The organism is Paraburkholderia sp. HD33-4 (assembly GCF_021390635.1).
Lineage (GTDB): Bacteria > Pseudomonadota > Gammaproteobacteria > Burkholderiales > Burkholderiaceae > Paraburkholderia.
Genome location: NZ_JAJEJS010000001.1, coordinates 1,703,205 through 1,720,469, shown reverse-complemented (window position 1 = coordinate 1,720,469; position 17,265 = coordinate 1,703,205). Strand labels below are relative to the sequence as shown.

The 17,265-nt window shown below is 61.0% G+C and carries 16 protein-coding genes and 1 pseudogene; all 17 read right to left on the bottom strand.

Annotated elements, in window-relative coordinates; all coding sequences use genetic code 11:
* Nucleotides 1–28 precede the first annotated feature (28 nt).
* Nucleotides 29–1,129, bottom strand: coding sequence for a hypothetical protein (locus tag L0U84_RS07600; RefSeq protein WP_233848981.1), 1,101 nt, complete (start codon nt 1,127–1,129; stop codon nt 29–31).
* A 255-nt stretch (nt 1,130–1,384) separates the two neighbouring features.
* A complete protein-coding gene (locus L0U84_RS07595) occupies nt 1,385–2,032 on the bottom strand; it encodes a hypothetical protein (protein ID WP_233848979.1) in 648 nt (215 codons plus the stop codon).
* Between the two features lie 180 nt (nt 2,033–2,212).
* Nucleotides 2,213–3,031 (bottom strand): hypothetical protein, encoded by an 819-nt coding sequence (locus L0U84_RS07590; RefSeq protein WP_233848978.1) that lies wholly within the window; start codon nt 3,029–3,031, stop codon nt 2,213–2,215.
* Nucleotides 3,032–3,112: 81 nt separating this feature from the next.
* A complete protein-coding gene (locus tag L0U84_RS07585; RefSeq protein WP_233848976.1) occupies nt 3,113–3,748 on the bottom strand; it encodes a hypothetical protein in 636 nt (211 codons plus the stop codon).
* 583 nt (nt 3,749–4,331) lie between these two features.
* Nucleotides 4,332–5,456, bottom strand: a pseudogene (locus L0U84_RS07580) (ATP-binding protein).
* An 834-nt stretch (nt 5,457–6,290) separates the two neighbouring features.
* Nucleotides 6,291–7,046, bottom strand: coding sequence for a glucose 1-dehydrogenase (locus L0U84_RS07575; protein WP_233851968.1), 756 nt, complete (start codon nt 7,044–7,046; stop codon nt 6,291–6,293).
* Nucleotides 7,047–7,095: 49 nt separating this feature from the next.
* Nucleotides 7,096–7,596 carry a gluconokinase gene (locus tag L0U84_RS07570; protein ID WP_233848974.1) on the bottom strand — a complete coding sequence of 167 codons (501 nt, stop codon included), beginning with the start codon at nt 7,594–7,596 and terminating at the stop codon, nt 7,096–7,098.
* A 15-nt stretch (nt 7,597–7,611) separates the two neighbouring features.
* Complete coding sequence (locus tag L0U84_RS07565; RefSeq protein WP_233848972.1) at nt 7,612–8,460, bottom strand: transporter substrate-binding domain-containing protein; 849 nt, start codon at nt 8,458–8,460, stop codon at nt 7,612–7,614.
* 96 nt (nt 8,461–8,556) lie between these two features.
* Nucleotides 8,557–9,285 (bottom strand): amino acid ABC transporter ATP-binding protein, encoded by a 729-nt coding sequence (locus L0U84_RS07560; protein WP_233848971.1) that lies wholly within the window; start codon nt 9,283–9,285, stop codon nt 8,557–8,559.
* A gap of 27 nt (nt 9,286–9,312) precedes the next feature.
* The gene (locus L0U84_RS07555) at nt 9,313–10,062 is read right to left on the bottom strand and encodes an amino acid ABC transporter permease (protein WP_233848969.1); all 750 of its coding nucleotides are present in this window, start codon (nt 10,060–10,062) and stop codon (nt 9,313–9,315) included.
* Between the two features lie 2 nt (nt 10,063–10,064).
* Nucleotides 10,065–10,766, bottom strand: coding sequence for an amino acid ABC transporter permease (locus L0U84_RS07550; protein WP_233848968.1), 702 nt, complete (start codon nt 10,764–10,766; stop codon nt 10,065–10,067).
* 356 nt (nt 10,767–11,122) lie between these two features.
* Nucleotides 11,123–12,133: a 2-hydroxyacid dehydrogenase gene (locus tag L0U84_RS07545; protein WP_233848966.1), complete on the bottom strand. Its 1,011-nt coding sequence runs from the start codon at nt 12,131–12,133 to the stop codon at nt 11,123–11,125.
* Nucleotides 12,134–12,259: 126 nt separating this feature from the next.
* Nucleotides 12,260–13,147 (bottom strand): hypothetical protein, encoded by an 888-nt coding sequence (locus L0U84_RS07540; RefSeq protein ID WP_233848964.1) that lies wholly within the window; start codon nt 13,145–13,147, stop codon nt 12,260–12,262.
* Nucleotides 13,144–15,039: a phosphoenolpyruvate carboxylase gene (locus L0U84_RS07535; protein WP_233848962.1), complete on the bottom strand. Its 1,896-nt coding sequence runs from the start codon at nt 15,037–15,039 to the stop codon at nt 13,144–13,146. The genes L0U84_RS07540 and L0U84_RS07535 overlap by 4 nt, the downstream gene beginning before the upstream one ends.
* 13 nt (nt 15,040–15,052) lie before the next feature.
* Nucleotides 15,053–15,811 carry an SDR family oxidoreductase gene (locus L0U84_RS07530; RefSeq protein WP_233848960.1) on the bottom strand — a complete coding sequence of 253 codons (759 nt, stop codon included), beginning with the start codon at nt 15,809–15,811 and terminating at the stop codon, nt 15,053–15,055.
* 169 nt (nt 15,812–15,980) lie between these two features.
* Nucleotides 15,981–16,748 carry a LamB/YcsF family protein gene (locus L0U84_RS07525; protein ID WP_233848958.1) on the bottom strand — a complete coding sequence of 256 codons (768 nt, stop codon included), beginning with the start codon at nt 16,746–16,748 and terminating at the stop codon, nt 15,981–15,983.
* 3 nt (nt 16,749–16,751) lie between these two features.
* Nucleotides 16,752–17,264, bottom strand: coding sequence for a biotin/lipoyl-containing protein (locus tag L0U84_RS07520; protein ID WP_233848956.1), 513 nt, complete (start codon nt 17,262–17,264; stop codon nt 16,752–16,754).
* Nucleotide 17,265 lies beyond the last annotated feature (1 nt).

Sequence of the window (17,265 nt, the reverse complement as noted above, 5' to 3'; positions counted from 1 at the left end):
CCGGGCTGATCGAGCGGATAGCGTTGCACTACAGAACCTGGAAGGCGGCGAATGCGCCGCCCACGAACACTTGCTGGGAGAAGATCTGCCAAAGGCCGCCCACTCGCACGCCAATCATGCACATGTATTGGAGTGGATTTGCGCCTACGCCCGCCACCGGGTAGCCATTTGGAAATCCGGCGATGTTGCTGTGCCCCGCGCCATAGACCATGAAAGGAGCGGCGCCTGCATGATTCGCGAAATCGCCGGCGCCAACGTTAGGATTCGTTCCGCAGAGCTGCTGGGCCATGGTAGTGCCGACGTGCGGGTTCGGATGCCCCGGAATGCTGGGCGAAATATGAGCGCCATAGATCACCCCGCCCACGTCCTTCATGCAAAAACTGCAGCCGGTAAACTGCGTCGTGACCATCACGTTGGAGCCATCGAGACGTGTACCGTCGATGGCGGCAAAGCTGGCACCGCCCGGCGGTGGCCCCGGAATCGCCACGACTCCTCTACCGGGCACGGCGGTCCAGTGCACGGCGCGCACGCTTGCTGCTGAAAAGCCATACGCGCCCGCAGGAACCGGAACCCCCGCGACAGGCACGAACATGTAGCGATCCTGGGCCGGGTCGTAGGTGAAGTAAAAGTTCACGAGATTGCGGTCTAGCGCATCCGGCGCATAGGCCGTCGAACCGTAAACCATGATCTTGTTGTCTGTAAGAAACTGCAGTGGCGCGGCCGGGATTACGGTCGTCAGCAGATTTCTGCTGCCGTGGTCGCGCGCATGATTTGCATCCTCTACTATCCTGGCTTTCTGCAACAGGCGGCGATACTCAGCTGCCAGCAATCCGGAACCGAGCGTCGTGGCCCGATTGGCAAGCGCGTTGTTTCCAATGGCATGCCACAGGAGATAAATGACGCGTCGCATTTCGCGCTGAGCCTCGTTACCCGCGTTGTGCAGATTCCGCATCGACATCCCATTCGAGAAATTCACGTAGCCGGCCTGGTGCGCGTTGGCCGGCGGATAGTGGTTCTGAATATAGGAATTGGCCAGAGCGTGCGCGCAGGCCTTCTCGGCGAAGGTCCCGATTGCCGAGGTCATAATGGATCCAAGCGTGTCGTTGATCCTGACAGTCACGTCTTTCATGGCTATTCCCAAAGTGTCGTGTGCCGCAGCAATGATCTCGCACCGATCCGTCCGCCCTCCCGCATCTTTGAAGCGGGTGGCGTAACAGCCCGACTCCTCTTGAACCCAAGAACCACGAGATCGTTGCTATCGACTTCTCATCTCGATGTGGTCTTCGCGTCCAGATCGATCGGGCAAAGGATGACTAATCCGGGACGCATAGCGCGACCTTCGCGGATCCTCATGTAATCTTGCGTGCCTGGGCGCCACGGTGATTCAAACCACGCGAGTGAAATCCAGATACTTGTCCTGGACGTGAAGATGATCGCTCGGGGTCTGGATGTCTTCTGTCACGGCGATCATCATCCCGTCCCTCCCCTCTCGCTTGTAGTTTTCTTTAACGGCGTCGCCGTCACTGGCGGTAATGTTCACCTTCGATGACCGCTTGATCCCGATGGTGGGATTCCGCTTGCCGGTATGAAACGCAAAAGTGCACAGATCGGAGGTTGTGCTGGGGGTGAAGACTTTCCCCTTTCGCGCCTGGAAAGCCTGCTGGTTGACCAGATCCCCGCTGTGTTTGTTTTTGATGATGACGTCAGCGTTGTGGTAGTTGAGCACGTAGGTCGGCACATCGGCGCATTTCAGCGCATTCTGAATCTGACTGATGTCGTGATATTCCTCGCTTCCCACGTTCCAGCCGGCGATATAGAGCTCGTAGACCTTGTCCCCACCGATCAACGCGACGGCGCGCGCGAACAAAGTGTTGGTGCTGCTGCGCCAACCCTGGGTTTTGTGGACGCCCACGAGCCGGTCGGCGAGTACGCAGATAATTGCGGAACAGGTCGACATCGTGGGAAATGCGAGCGCTGTACCCTCCCCCGTCTGATCATCGTGAATCGACATCACGGTCCTGGTAACCGGCATGACATTCTCCTGGATTCCCGCTGCTGTCTTCGATATCCGACCGGCCGGTGATCTCGCGTAGCCCGGGCTACTGGCGCTCCGGCAGATGCCACGGCCTGCTCCCGTCACTCATGCCACGCCCCCAACGCATGCTGAAGCAGCCTCTGTCAGGCTTGCATCGCCGCGGGGCCGCTCGCTGCGTCAATCAGACTTCTCTTCCGCCTCGATCCAGGCTTTGGTGGGTCTCTTCGGGTTATCCGTCACCACTACACCCACGCATTTGAACTTGCTGTTATCACGTTCGAGGCAATTCTGCAGATTTTCGGCGTCCGTCGTCTTCGCATCGACCAGCATGCCGGGCGGGATACAGCCACTCAGATCCTTATCCACGGATTTCAGGGCGTCGTAGATGAGGCTGTAGCGGTTTTCCTTTTTCAAGGCCACGAAATTTTGCGGGCCCAACAGAAAGTTCTTCGCCGCCTCGGATTGCAGGGACATGTTGTGCAGCGCTGTGTGCAGGCTCGCTGCCTGAAAACAGTACGTGACGAACTGCGAGCAGCTGATTCCCTTGCGATTGGAAAGCTTCGCGCCCGTCATCCCGCGGTGCCATGCTCGCACCGCGCGGACCAAAGAGGTGCCAGTCCAGGCTTCTTGGGTCTGGTATTCATCTCCGCGCCGTCCGAACGGAACGGTCGCCTTCACGACCTGTTTTTTCGTTTCGGCAAATTTCACCATCCCAACCACCATGGGATCGTCGCTGCGCGTGGCCCATCTTGCGGCAAACGCCGCTGCCGCGTCGGCCACGGCCGAGTTCTCGTAACGATAGACGAGGTACTTGATGTCGTCGTCGGTGACCGCCAGCGCGCCGACGGACTGCTGCACGACTCCCTGCAGGTTCCCGACGTCCTTGCTGTGGATGACGGTCTTTCCCTTGGCGTCAAGCACCCAGATCAGCGCATGCTTCGCTTCGTCGGTACTGTCGTCGTACTCGATAATGATGTCGCCGGCGGAAAATTCCATATCTCGATCGGCTGATCAGAGCGGCCGTTGCTGTTGCGGAATTGTGTGCCTGAACTGGGTACCTGAATTGCAGAGGCATCGTCATCGTATGCAGAGATCGGCCTTGACCAGAATCGCCGGATTGATCCCGCCACTCTGGACGATCTGAACCACGATTGCACGCCCCTGCCCCGCCTCCGACGAATATTCAACGGGCTCCTCCACGACGGCCCCGTCGCTAGCATTGATACTGTGCCGAAAGCTCACCGCCTTGCCTACCTTGGTGGTGGTCACCTTGAATTTTCCGTTACCTATATCTTCTACGGAGTGAGTAATCTGAAATCCTGAGCATGGCGCAACCGTCCACGGTTTCCAACCATAGACGAATACCTGGTATAGAACCATTTCACCCGGGCCGTTTAGTGCCATCTGGGCAGGAAAGCCGTGCTCATCGTTGCTTACTCCCAGGTATGTATTCACCTGGCTGGAAACATGGAAACCTACATTGGCGAAACAGCCTGTGGCCACTATCGGCGCGGATATGAGCTCGTTGCTGTATACCCCCACGAGGTGCGAACGATCGCCATCGGCAGACTCCCAAACCATCTTCACATCCATTCCGCATTTATCCTTGATCAACGTAAGCGGCACAAAGTGTTCAAAACTGTAGTTGCAGGGATAACTGAAGACTGTCTTTGGAATGCTGATGGTTAGCCCAAGTTTGTTGGGTGTTGACATGTCCGCCCCTTCCGCTGAGTAGCACACGGGCCGCAGTTGAGCCCGGATAAAAGGATAGGTAAACCGCACCGCCCAATCAACAAGATCAGACGTTTGGATCTCGTCGATTCCAAAGGCCGACGGCGAGTTCGAATGGTCGCCGCTTGAAGAGCCGGAAGCATCAGCATGGGCCCCACAAGCCGCGAGACTCATCCGGTGCCCTCAAGAAGGGCAAAAAATATCGTGCCAATAAAATAATCCTTCTTAACTCGCTCCGGCCGACTGGTTGATATTGAAGTTCGAACTCAAGAGATATGCTCACGCGTCTTGACCAGTTGGGTCGGCGTCTGGACGCTCGCCTTTGGATTATTAGTAATTCAGCCATCCAGCATATTCCGCTAGCGTCAATGTGCGCGGTGCGCGGTGCCGTTGCGGTGGTTCGATGTCGGCCTCTGCTTCATTTGCAACACCTCCGCTGCTCACGCAGACTCTAGTGTGTTGCATCGACCGGTTGAATCCGCAACCCACTCCGGCCATTGGTGCCCAGGGAAAGCGCACAGCCAGGGAACTCACTCCATGCCTATCGCAGCACGGACATCGTGTGTTATGTGCGGCGCGGCAGACGTACCGCAAATGTGGTCCCTACCTGATCCGAACGCGCTTCGATTGCACCGTGATGGGCCTTGGCGATTTCGCTCGCGATATAGAGACCGAGTCCAAGGCTGCTGTTGCCTCCGCCCTGCCTGTTCTCCCGCTCCGGGCCGCGTCTGAGGGGATCAAAAATGTGCTCCAGCGTCATACTGTCGATGGCGGGTCCGCTATTCCTGACCTCGAACCGGACCTCCGCCTCGTCGCTAGTGATCAACACGCGCACGGGCGTGTCCTGCGCCCCGTAATTGATCGCATTCAGAACCAGATTGCCCAGCAACTGCTGCAGACGCGGGCCATCCCAGACGCCCTGCGTGTTGCCCTGCAACTCCAGGTCGATCTGCCTGTCTGGATAAACTACGCGCAGCTGATCCAGTTCATCGGCGAACACATCCGCGAGATCGACACGGGTGGGCGTAATGTTGATACCGAGACCCAGCGTGGTCCGATTGAAATCGCAAAGATCATCAAGAAGCGCCTGCATGCGTACGCCGCTTCGTATCAGACGGGCCGCAGCTCCCGACACGCGTTCACCGGCATTCAGGGCTGCCAGATAGGAGGCCGTCACCTTCACCGTCTGAAGCGGGCTGCGCATGTCGTGCCCGAGCATCCCAAGGAACAGATTGCGAGACTAATCGACCTGTTCGCTGAAAAACCCGACTGATTCGGCGAGCGCCTGATCGATGGCCTCATTGAAGCGGATGATGTCATCCATATGCGGCGCGTCGGGTTGACAGTCGTCGATCCACAATCGAAGCACACTGGCGCGCAGCGCACGGTACTCGGCGGCCAGCTGCTTAATATTGAAGCCGCCTCGCGCTCTCAGAACGGCATGCGTTTGCGCAGCTGTTTCCGTCGCATCGATCAGGTTCGGGCCCCGGCCCAATGATTTTTCACGTTGCGCTTGCGCGGTCTGTGGGGTCTGCAAGTCCTTGGCCACGGCTTCAAGAATCTGCTGCGCGTGGTCGCGCAAGGCCAGCGATTCCATGCTGGCTGCAGCGGGAAGCAGGGTAGCTGCAAACACCTCCCATTGCTGCACGATGGCTTCCATGTCTCGTAAGATGAAGTCGGCTAGTCGCATGGCTGCTCCTGAAGAACAAAAACGAGAGCTGGGGGAGGCGTCGACGAAAATCGGCCACAACAATAGTACGCGTGAATTCGTGACAGGATTTCAACGGGTTTACGCTACACCGACTGGCGGCTTCAGGCGCCACCGACGACTGACCGGAACTGGCCGAACCCGGTCCAAGGTTGATCAACTGGGGGTGAGACGCCGCTGCCCAATCCTCATCGGACAGCAGTTGACCCGTTACTGTCTTTCGACCAACGCAAGGGCTATGGCCGGTTGCCAACTTCTACTCGCGAAGAAAGCGGAAACGTCGAGATACGTGCGGGAGCGCACATTCGTCACAAATGCAAAACGGCGTCAGGGACCCGGAGAGACTCTGTCGCCTGGTACGCTGGCATGCGGAACTGCGCGCTGCCGGATCTAGCGAGGGCTATCGTATATGACTCGCCATCACATGGCCGCGCGCCCATCTCCTACCCGGGATCCAAAAACTCTCTCCACGGACAATCTGCGCCGACCACCGGCTCATAAGCCTGCGTGACCTCCGCTTGAACCGTCCCCCAACATGATATTGGCAAGGCCGGGCGTGGAAACGCGTCAGGTTAGAGTTCGTTTTGTGGTTAGCTGACGCGGCTTTCCCCAGGCTCCAGGTGTTCAAACCTGACAACCTCCACCGCTAACGTACACGTACGAAAAAGTTCGAATCTTGGGGGCACCTTGATTCCTGCAAGCTTTCGACCATTGTCATCCGGCGCGGTCTCCGGGCGAAGGCGAGCACACGAGCGGCCGCCCCCGCTGGCCTCTGTCACTCGACGGCGTCAGTAAGCGTTTCGGCTTCCGGCAGGCCTAAAGGGTCGCCGTAACACCTCCGTCGACATACAGAACGTGGCCATTGACGAAGTTCGACGCATTGCTCGCGAGAAATACCGCCGCGCCAACGAGATCTTCAACATCACCCCAGCGACGCGAAGGCGTACGGCCAATCAACCACCCGCTGAACTTCTCGTCCTTCACGAGAGCGTCCGTCAGCTCAGTCTTGAAGTACCCCGGCCCGAGACCGTTGACCTGAATGCCGTGCTGTCCCCAGTCGATCGCCATGCCCTTGGTCAGCATCTTCACCGCTCCTTTGCTGGCGGTATACGCGGCGATGCTCGGACGCCCGAGCTCGCTCTGGACCGAGCAGATGTTGATGATCTTGCCGCGCTTGCGCTCGATCATGCGGCGGGCCACAGCTTGCCCGACAAGGAACACGCTCTCGACGTTGGTCTTCATTAATTCTTCCCAGTGTTCATGTGAGAACTGTTCGAGGGGCACGCGGCGCTGCATGCCAGCATTGTTGACGAGGATATCGATAGCACCGACACCCTGCTCGATGCGCGCGACAGCCGCTTCGACTTCGTCTGGCGACGTGACATCGAAACTCGCTGCGTGGACCGTGGCGCCTTCGTCGCGCAAACGCGCGACGGCTTCGGCCAGGCGAGTTTCGTTACGCGCGTTCAGCACGATTTCGGCACCTGCGCCGGCGAGGCCTTTCGCGAGCGCAAGCCCGATTCCCGTACTCGATCCAGTAACAAGAGCACGGCGGCCCGTGAGATCAAACATCTCCAGATTGCTTTTCAATTCCACTCCTTGTTCATTCGATGCCTTCAATCTATTGCCTCTGCGTGCGAATCCATTCGATCGCTTCCTCAACGTTGCGCTCGACTGTCTGCCCAGCGCTCAGGCACAACACGCGCTCCTCGCCCGCCGGCGATTCCAGCGCAGCAAACTGATCTGCCACCAACGCCGTGGGGAACTCATGCCCGCGCCGTTGCGACACGCGCTCGATCGCTTCAGGCAAGCCGATATCGAGGTACACGAACATCAAGCCGTGCACACTGCCGCGCAGGCGCGCCCGATAACTCCGCTTTAACGCGGAGCACGACAGGACGGTCGTGCCCGCGCTCGCACCGAGGCAGTCCGATAACCGGTCCAGCCACGGTTCGCGGTCGCGATCGGACAGCGCGATACCGCGCCGCATCTTGTCCTGGCTTTCCATCGAGTGATGTTCGTCCCCTTCGATGAAACTGCCGCCCAGCGCATGAGCGAGCCGCAGCGCAAAGGTCGACTTGCCCGATCCCGACACACCCATTACCACCACTCTATGTGCCACGTCATACCGTCCGGCTCAGGACACAGGTGTGAACTTGAGCTGGGTGATCGGCGTCACCTTCTCGGTACGCGTGAGCCCGTACGGCGTTTTCGGTCCCAGCCATTTGTCGAAGATGCTGCTCATCTCGCCGCTCTGCTCCATCGCGCCGAGGGCCTTGTTGACCGCCGCCAGCATTGCCGGTTCGTTCTGCCGCAGGCCCACCGCGATCGGCTCAACCAGCATCGGCTCCGCGGCGATCGCCACCGCGCCGTCCGTGCCCTCCACCTGTTTCGCGATCTTCGTGGCCGTCATCTGGTTCGTGACAAAGCCCTTCACCTTGTTCTGCTCGAGCGCGAGGAACGCCGAACTGGTGTCGTGAAAGGTCACGGCCTGGCCGCCCTTGATCGAGATCGGAATCGATTGCGCCGATGTCGAGCCGTCCGCCGCACTGATCTTCTGCCCGGCGAAATCGGCGAGCTTCTTGCCCGCGTCGGCCTTCTTGACGATCAGCACCTCCCTGGTCGAATAGTATGAGTCGCTGAAGTCGATCTGCGTCGAGCGAGTCTTCGTATAGGCCAGATTCGCGATGACGATATCGACTCGCCCAAGCTTCAGTTGAGGAATGCGCGCCTCGACAGCCAGCGGTTCGAGTTTGGGCTTCACACCAAGGTGCTTTGCAACGGCGTTGCAAAGATCGACGTCCATGCCCTCCAGTTGCCGCGTCTGCGCGTTGGGATACGAGAACGGCTCGACGTTCGAGTAGACACCGCAGGTCAGTTCCCCGCGACTCTTGATGTCCGCCAGTTGATCGGCATGAGCGGGCACCATCCACACGAAAATGCCGAACGCCATCACCATCCCGGCATAAAGCTTCTTTACCTGCATTGCGAGACTCCTCAAGTTTATGTAGTGCGGTGAGCGATCGATCAACCGGTCAACCACGCTAAAGTGAACCCTGCTCTTCACGGGCCGCCGCGCCCCCTAATGTGTGCGCAGATCCGACAGGAATCGTTGCGCACGCTCATGCTTTGGACGCGAAAAGAACTCGTCGGGCTCGGCGGTTTCGAGAATCTTGCCGGCGTCCATGAACCACACACGATCCGCGACTTCGCGCGCGAAACCCATCTCGTGCGTGACGCACATCATCGTCATGCCATCCTGCGCGAGGCTTTTCATTACATTCAACACTTCCCCCACCATTTCCGGATCGAGCGCGCTGGTAGGCTCGTCGAACAGCATGGCGGGCGGATCCATCGCCAGCGCCCGCGCGATCGCCACGCGCTGCTGCTGCCCGCCCGACAATTGCGCGGGGAATGCATTCGCCTTGGCCGACAGACCGACGCGCGACAACAGGTCATTGGCTTTGCGTTCCGCTTCGGCGCGCTTGAGTCCGTTCACGCGTATCGGCGACAGCGTGATGTTGTCGAGCACGGACAGGTGCGGAAACAGGTTGAACTGCTGGAACACGAAACCGATGCGACTGCGAAACGCGTTCAATCCGAGCTTTTTGTCGTGAATGTCTTGCCCGTCGAAGAAAATCTGCCCACGATTGATTTCTTCGAGCCGGTTGACGGTGCGAATCAATGTCGACTTGCCCGACCCCGACGGCCCGCATACGACGACCACTTCGCCCTTACGCACTTCGGCATTCACTTCCACGAGCGCGTGATACTCGCCGTACCACTTGTTGACGCCAGAGAATTTGATCATGCGATACACCTCGAATGGAATAAGCGCCTAGTTCCGGGTAGGCAGAGGTTCGGACAGCGCGACGGCGCTCGCCTTCGCGTTCGATGCAGCGGCGCCAGCCCGCTTGCGCGTCACGCGCCGCTCCAGCCATTGCGCGAGTTGCGTGAGCGCGTAGCACAACGCGAAATAGCTCAGCGCGAGGATCAGGTAGACGGGGAATGGCTTGGTGAGCAAGCGGTTATTGATCTGGTCGGCTGCGAACGAGATTTCCTGAACGTTGATGATGTAGCCGAGCGAGGTCTCCTTGATCGTCGAAACGAACTGCGTGACCATGCTGGGCACGACGTTATACAGCGCCTGCGGCAGCACCACCGCGCGCATCGTCTTCATATAGCTCAGGCCAAGCGCGCGCGACGCTTCCGTTTGCCCGCGCGGCAAACCCTCGATGCCGGCGCGGATGATTTCACCGAGGTAAGCCGAGTCGTAGACCACTAGCGCGCACAACATCGTGACGAATCCGGTAACCGGATAACCGGTGAGGACAGGCACGAGGAAGTAGACCCAGAAAATCACCATCAGCAGCGGCACACCGCGCACCATATAGACGAGACCCGTGGCCGGCGCGCGCAGCACCGCATACGGGCTGGTACGCGCAAGCGCGACGAGGATGCCCAGCGGAAACGCAATGACGAGAGCAGACAAAGACAGGAGGATGGTCAGTACGATGCCGCCGATCGGGCCATGCGGATACTGCCCGATGAGCAGAAGCGTCCAGTTCTCGCGCAGGATTTCGAACATGATCACTTGACTCCTGGAATCCGGAAGTGCGTCGCGAGCCGCGCGCCGCAGAGCATGATGACGAGCGAGATGCCGAGGTACGCCACCGTGGCGACGAAGTACGATTCGAACGACAGGAAGGTCTCGTTTTCGATCTGACGCGTGACGTAAGTCAGTTCCGCCGCACCGATCGCCATTGCGAGACTCGTGTTCTTGAACAGCAGCACGGTGTGATTGATCATCGGCGGCATGGCCTTGCGCAGTGCCTGCGGCAAGATCACGTGGCGCATCGTCCCGAGGAAATTCAAGCCGAGCGCGCGCGACGCTTCGAACTGGCCGTAGGGAATCGCGCGTAGACCACTGCGAATATCCTCTGATAGATACGCCGCACTGCACAGGCCAATCGCGATCACGGCAAAGACGAACTGGCCGTTGAAGTTGTTCAGCAATGCCTGGACTTCTTGCGGCAGGATGTTCGAAATGCCGAAGTACCAGAACAGGATCTGAACCAGCATCGGGACATTACGGTGATAGGCAACGAAACTCGCCACGAAAGCCGTCGCCGGACGGAAGCCCGTCATGCGAATGATCGTCAGAAGAATCCCGACGATCATCGAAAACACCCACGCCAGCGCGGTCATCGCAAGCGTGAGTTCGAGACCGTGGAGAAACAGCGCCCCATAGTCGCCTTGCAGCACCGTTGCGAGGTCAAAATGAAGTTTCATGTTGCACGTCCCTAAAATTCAGATCCGGGTGTCATCCGGTCCCGTAGCGCCTCGTCATCCAGGACCTCGCTGCGGTTGAACGAGGTCGATGGCTGCAGGGGTTGAATCGATACTAGCTCGCAAAAAAAAGCCCTTGCAGATGGCTTTCCTCTGGTGCGATAAGTTTCGGGAATGATGAGTCGCGCGGGCGTGCAGCCGGGCTTCGAGCAGAGTCGTGCATGAGATATGTCTCCTGTGCGGACGCCTCTTCGGGCGCCGCATCGTTGATTTTTACTGCTTGTGCGCTCCTGACAGGAACGCACACGTCCAGTTTCATCGAGGGCGACGAACCCCTCGTATCACATCGAAAAGGCGGCTCAACGCACTTCGAGCGCGCCAGACAATACCTGCGGATTCACTGGCGTCGGCGGTTTGCCCGCCGTCGGACCATGGCCCAATGCGGCAATCAGGTTGTCCGCGCAAAGCGATGCCATCGCCCGCCGCGTCGCAACCGATGCACTGCCGATATGCGGCGTGAGCACGACATTTTTCTGGTCCAGCAGTCCGGGATGCACGCCCGGTTCGCCTTCGAACACGTCGAGGCCCGCCGCCGCGATGCTGCCTTCCTTGAGCGCGACCGCAAGCGCCGCATCGTCGATCACGCCGCCGCGCGCGATATTGGTGAGCGTCGCCGATGACTTCATCTGCTTGAGTTCGGCCGCGCCAATCGCATGATGAGAGCTCGCCGAATACGGCACGACCGCGATCAGATGATCGGACTCGCGCAACAGCGTGGCCTTGTCGACGTAGTGTGCGCGGCAGCTTTCTTCGACCTCCGCGGGCAACGGCGAGCGGTTGTGATAGATCACCCGCATTCCGAAGCCGAATGCACCACGCCGCGCGATCGCCTGCCCGATGCGTCCCATGCCGAGGATGCCAAGCGTCGAACCATGCACATCGCCGCCGACGAACATGTCGTAGCGTCCCGTTTTGGTCCAGAGGCCGCCGCGCAGATAGTGCTCCGACTCCGCGATGCGACGCGCGGTGGCCATCATCAACGCAAAGCCGAAGTCCGCGGTCGTTTCGGTGAGCACGTCTGGCGTATTGGTCACGATCACGCCGCGTGCCGTGCATGCGTCCACATCGATGTTGTTGTAACCGACGCCGATGTTGCACACCGCCTTCAGTTGCGGGCACGCATCGAGCAGCATGGCATCGATACGGTCGCTGCCGGCCGTCATCGCGCCGACCTTGCCTTGCAGCCGCGCGATCAGTTCCGCTTGCGTCCAGATCACGTCGTCCGGATTGTCGGTGACATCGAATTCCGCCCGCAGGCGATCGACGATGTCGGGGAACGAAGCGCGGGTCACGAGTACCGGTACACGCATGAAATATCTCCTTCTCAATCTCGGTTCAATTGAAAGCGGTCCCGGTTCGCGCGCGATTTCGCCATTGCTGCGCTGACGAAGGCAAAGTTACGCGAGACGGCCAGGGCCGCGACATCCAGCAAGCGGCTACCCGAAGGCGCCGACCTCGTGTGTGACCGCTGCGGAAATTTCGCGTATGCAGTCGTACATTCGCGACATCGGCGTAAAGACTTCGGCGTGCTCGCGTGCATACGCGCGCGTCGCCCTCGGTGCAGGCGCCTCGGCGTAATCGAGCTCTGTCGATTCGTCGCCATGCTCGGGGAAAATCGTGGCCAGTTGCCGCAGGACGGTGCCCAGTTCGAGTCCGATGACCGCCTGATGTAGTCCTTCCGCCGTTACACCCGGCCGCGCCGCGAACACCGGGATCAGCGTCGCCGCGAGCCAGATGCGCTGGATCAGCGCAAGCCGCAAAGCGTGCAGCAAGGTCTCGCGATGACTCATCCGCGCGCGGTCCGGCCAGGTGGTGCGCAACGCGAGATCGTCGGCCAGCGCGCGACGAAACATCGTCTGCAACGATGCCGGCCCGCCCATGCGATCGAGCGTCGCGGCGACCCCGAGCAATGCGTCACGGTGAGCGTCGTCGCTCGCGTGTAGCGCGCGATCGAGCCACATGCCCGGGTCCAGCGTCGACACGACGGCCCGCAATACCTCGATATCGGAATGCGCGAGCGCGTTGTCCGCGAAATCGAGCGCCCGCCGAAATCGCCGGCTGTGCGCACGCAACTGGGTAAATGCTTCGGGCTGACGGGACGCCGCCGCGCCCATGCCGTACAGCGTGTTGGCGAACCAGCCCAACTGCTGAAGGATCGCGTTGTTCGGAATCGCCCGCAGCTCACGCGGATGAAGGACGCGGGTGCGCGCCGCCGAGCCGTCGACCTGGCGTGCCGCCGGGCGTGAACCCGTGCGCTCGAGCAGCCCCGGCCCGAACGCGCCGAGCAGCGTCGTGTAGCCCGCGTCGTCGACGAGTTCGGTCATGGCCGCGCGGATCGATCCGAAGAAGTCGGCCGCGAAGTCGGGATCGGCGTAGATCGGGTCTTCGACAGGACCGACAGGCCGATGGAATGCGTGTTCCGCGAGCCGCGCCACCGTCGCGTGAGCGAGTTCGCGCGTGCCGAACAGCAAATACCCGTCGCCCCCTGGAATGCACTCTCTTCCCGCACGGGCAGCCCTGCATCATTGAGCGCGTGTCGCGACGCAGTGGGGGACAGATATTTCAGACGGTCCGCGAGGGAACCCGGATGCGCACCGCGGCCGATACTCTCGCCATGCGTATCGAACAGCACGACCTCGACCCCGTCGAGGCCATGCCTCTCCAGGGTTTGCGCGATCTTCAGGCGTAGACGCTCGATCAGAAAACTGGCGGCCAACTGCCCAACGTAGCGCCCCGAGTCCGAATAGCCGAACTGCAATGCGATCCGCCCGTGCAATTGCAGATACGCGCGATAGTGAGGACTGTTCAGCGCTTCGTCGAGCACGTGGGCGCCATGTTCGAGCGCGCTTTCCGTTTCGAAGAGCGGGCTGATTTCGACGTACCGCTCGACGCCGAAGAGCTTCGCCAGCCACAACGCGCAGAGCAGCGAATAGCCGCTCTCGGTCTCCGCGATCAGAAAGCGCACAGGGGTGGAACTGTCGATATGCTTCACGAGCTGCGCGATCGTCATCATCATGCGCACGGCCGTCGCCTGCTCGGCTAGCAGCGCACCGAAGTCGACTGGCACAGGTGCGACGTCGCTCAAGGCGGCATTGATCGCGGCGAGCAACGCGCGCCGGCGCGCAGGTGCTTCAAGCGGATCGGTGATGTTCAGCCGATGACGCGCCGCATTGTGAAGTTGCGTCGCATTGAGCCGCACGTGCGTGTGTGCGAGCGCGAGTCCATGGGCGGCCAGGCCGGCGCGCGCCACGCACAACGCGAGCCGTTCATGCGCGGGCGCACCGGAAATCACCTCGTCGAACAGCTCGAGCAGCGTCGTCGAGGACACACACGCCGCCTCGCGGCTTCCCACCAGTTCCTGGGCGAACCACGCCACTGCCGATGCATCCGCTGCGGCCGGGCACGCGGCGATCTGCCGGTCGAGCGCTTCGATTGCCGTATCGATACGATCCGCCAGACGCCGTGCGCATGCGATCGTCTCCACCTGCCCACGAACTCGCGCAAGTTGCAGGCGCTTGATTCGCAGGCGCAAGCGCAGCGTGTCCCACCAGCCGATATCCGTTCTGCCGTCGGTGTCGTAACCGACCCACGTCGATACGACCAGCGGCTTCGGCACCAGCGTCGTCCAGCGCTCGGGCCAGCGCTCGCGCGCGGCTTCGAGCAATGCGCCATTGAAGCGATCCAGCGCGTCGCGTGCATTGGCGATGGCCGTGGCCGCCTGGTCGAATTCGTCGACGAGCGTGGTGGGTGCCGGACGATGCGAGGCGTAGCTCACACGCGAAGCGCCACATGCATGTTCCGCCAGTTGCCTGCCGATCTCGGGCGGCAGCGCGAAGGTCGGATGACCCGTAAAGACCGCGGCATAGCGCGTGCGCTCGACGCGTGCGCGGAACGCATTCCAGTCTGGCGCTGCCGTTGCGCCTTCAGCATGCAGCAGATTGCGGGCGACCTCGGCGAACGCGCGATCGTTCGCGTCGAGATCGACGCCCCCAACATAGGATGCGATCCGCGCGGCCCGATCCGAAAATGCCCGGTCGCGCAGATGGCGGATCAGTTCGAGTGTCCGGTCGTCGTCGAGTTCGCCGGATTCCATCTGACGCATCAACTCGAAGGCGATCGTGAGAACAGGATTGCCGAACGGATCGCCACTCGTCTTCTCGCGTGTTCGCTCGACGAGCGCCAACAGCCGCTCAACCAGCTCGGGAGGATGAGACATGATGTCGACCGCCTTAGTCAGCCTGCCCGGCGGGCTCCCGCTTGATCGTCGTGAGTCCTCCCGGCACTTGCAGCGTCGGCAGGATCTCCATGTTGCTGATGTTCACCGCGAGCGGAGCCGCGATGGCGAACGCGATCGCATCGGCGATATCGGTCGGTGTCGGCAGTTCGAAGCCTTCGATGAACTGCTTGCGCGCCTCTTCGATGTTGCCGTGGACGTGGCCGAAGATATCCGTCGCGACGCGCCCGGGACAGATCTCCGTCACACGCACGCGCTTGCCCGTCGCATCGACGCGCAACTGCCGCGAGAGCGCATGAATCGCGGCCTTGGTCGCGTGATAGATCGAATTCCCGTTGAAGTTGTAGATGGCGGCAATCGAGCTGATATTGACGATATGTCCACGATCCCGAGCCACCATGCCCGGCATCGTCAGCCGAACGATATGCAACACGGCCTGCAGGTTCACTTCCACCTGCACGTCGATGTCCTCGACGCCCGCATCCAGGATCGAGCCCTTGCGCGACACGCCAGCATTGTTGACGACGATATCGAACGGGACTTCCTGCGTCAGCTTCGTCACGGCAGCCAGATCGCTGACGTCGATCGCGTGTGGAATGCAGCCGGTGCGTTGCGCCAATTCCCGCAGACGATCGGCGCTGCGCGCGAGCGCGTGCACCTCGAGTCCTTCGCGGCAGAAGCGCTCGACGATCGCCGCGCCCATACCCGTGGAAGCGCCCGTCACGAGCGCGGTCTTATAGTCGGAAAACGGCATGAATCACCTCTGTATCAAGTTTCGGGTATCCCCAGGCAAAGCGGGCGATACGTCTGTTATCAATGTATATGTCGTGCTTGCAGCGGGCAAAGACGGATTGGCTTTGGAGCAATAAGGCTCGCTTATGACGGTCCGATGGCCTGCCGATGTTCGTTTGCCGCGCTGCGCGCTAGCGAACCAGCTTCGACACAGGCACCACCCGTCCGCCCGCGGCTTCGATCGCGCCGCGCACCGCGCGCGCTAGTTCGACGGCGCCTGGTGTATCGCCATGCAGAAGGATCGACTGCACCTTGACCTTGAGCCTGTTGCCGGTGATGGTCGTGATCGTGCCGTCTTCGAGCAGCGCCTGAACGCGGGCCATTACGGCCGCACGGTCCTTGATGACGGCACCTTCGAGCTTGCGCGACACCAGCGCGCCTTGATCGTCATAGGCGCGGTCGGCGAGAAAGGTATTGGCCGTGCGAATGCCGATGCGCTCGGCGGCGCGTTCGATCTCCGTGTTGGTGGAGACGCTGATGATCAGGTCGCGATCGAACTCCGCGACGGCCCGCACCAGCGGCTCGGCCAGTTCATACGAGGCCGCCGCCATGTTGCCGAGCGCGCCGTGAAAGCTCATATGGGTGACGCGATGGCCCGCCCGCTTCGCAATGCCGGCCAGCGCGCCCATCTGATACACGACGTAGTTCGCGAGTTCCAGCGGATCGGCCTGCATCGGCCGGCGCCCGAAACCCAACAGATCGGGAAAGCCGACATGCGCGCCGACCTCGATCTGGCGCGCGAGCGCGAGCCGCACCGTCCTGTCCATGATGACCGGATCGCCCGCGTGAAAACCGCACGCGACGTTAGCCGAGGAGACGACGTCGAGCATCGCTTCGTCCTCACCCATCCGGTAAGGGCCGAAGCCTTCGCCGAGGTCTGCGTTGAGATCTATTTGCACTCTTTACTCTCCGTTCTGTAGTCCGCTGTGCGGCGTCGCGCGATGGGCATCATGAGTCGGCAAGATGCCGAACAACACCGTGCCATAGCCCACCATCGCACCATGCGCGACGAGCGGTTGCGCGACCACGCCCGCGGCCGGCGCGACCACGGGCACACATAGATGCGCGATTTGCAGCAGCCCGATCACATCGCCCTGCCCCACCTGAGCGCCTGCTTCGACGAACGGCGTTGCGCGCGCCGGGTGTGCCGCGAGAAAGACGCCCACCGTCTTGGCTGTTACGGTGACTGCCTGCGGGCCGCAATGCGACGCATCGGCCGCCCGCGACGACGATGCGGACGCGCCCGGCGCTGGCGGCGCGCGCACCGTGTCCTTGCCGCCGCGCTCTTCGTCGTCGATCTTCAGACGCACCGTGACACCAGGCCTGCTGATTTCGATGGAGCCGATATCGGTCGCGGCGAGCCACGCTGTGATCTGCCGGATCTCCGCGAGATCCACTTCGATTTTGTCGGTCATT

Bases quoted from the DNA above. Each gene is read 5' to 3' on its own strand.
- L0U84_RS07600 (WP_233848981.1), bottom strand. From the start codon at position 1,129: ATGAAAGACGTGACTGTCAGGATCAACGACACGCTTGGATCCATTATG.
- L0U84_RS07595 (WP_233848979.1), bottom strand. From the start codon at position 2,032: ATGCCGGTTACCAGGACCGTGATGTCGATTCACGATGATCAGACGGGG.
- L0U84_RS07590 (WP_233848978.1), bottom strand. From the start codon at position 3,031: ATGGAATTTTCCGCCGGCGACATCATTATCGAGTACGACGACAGTACC.
- L0U84_RS07585 (WP_233848976.1), bottom strand. From the start codon at position 3,748: ATGTCAACACCCAACAAACTTGGGCTAACCATCAGCATTCCAAAGACA.
- L0U84_RS07575 (WP_233851968.1), bottom strand. From the start codon at position 7,046: ATGTTTGATCTCACGGGCCGCCGTGCTCTTGTTACTGGATCGAGTACG.
- L0U84_RS07565 (WP_233848972.1), bottom strand. From the start codon at position 8,460: ATGCAGGTAAAGAAGCTTTATGCCGGGATGGTGATGGCGTTCGGCATT.
- L0U84_RS07560 (WP_233848971.1), bottom strand. From the start codon at position 9,285: ATGATCAAATTCTCTGGCGTCAACAAGTGGTACGGCGAGTATCACGCG.
- L0U84_RS07555 (WP_233848969.1), bottom strand. From the start codon at position 10,062: ATGTTCGAAATCCTGCGCGAGAACTGGACGCTTCTGCTCATCGGGCAG.
- L0U84_RS07550 (WP_233848968.1), bottom strand. From the start codon at position 10,766: ATGAAACTTCATTTTGACCTCGCAACGGTGCTGCAAGGCGACTATGGG.
- L0U84_RS07545 (WP_233848966.1), bottom strand. From the start codon at position 12,133: ATGCGTGTACCGGTACTCGTGACCCGCGCTTCGTTCCCCGACATCGTC.
- L0U84_RS07540 (WP_233848964.1), bottom strand. From the start codon at position 13,147: ATGACCGAACTCGTCGACGACGCGGGCTACACGACGCTGCTCGGCGCG.
- L0U84_RS07535 (WP_233848962.1), bottom strand. From the start codon at position 15,039: ATGTCTCATCCTCCCGAGCTGGTTGAGCGGCTGTTGGCGCTCGTCGAG.
- L0U84_RS07530 (WP_233848960.1), bottom strand. From the start codon at position 15,811: ATGCCGTTTTCCGACTATAAGACCGCGCTCGTGACGGGCGCTTCCACG.
- L0U84_RS07520 (WP_233848956.1), bottom strand. From the start codon at position 17,264: ATGACCGACAAAATCGAAGTGGATCTCGCGGAGATCCGGCAGATCACA.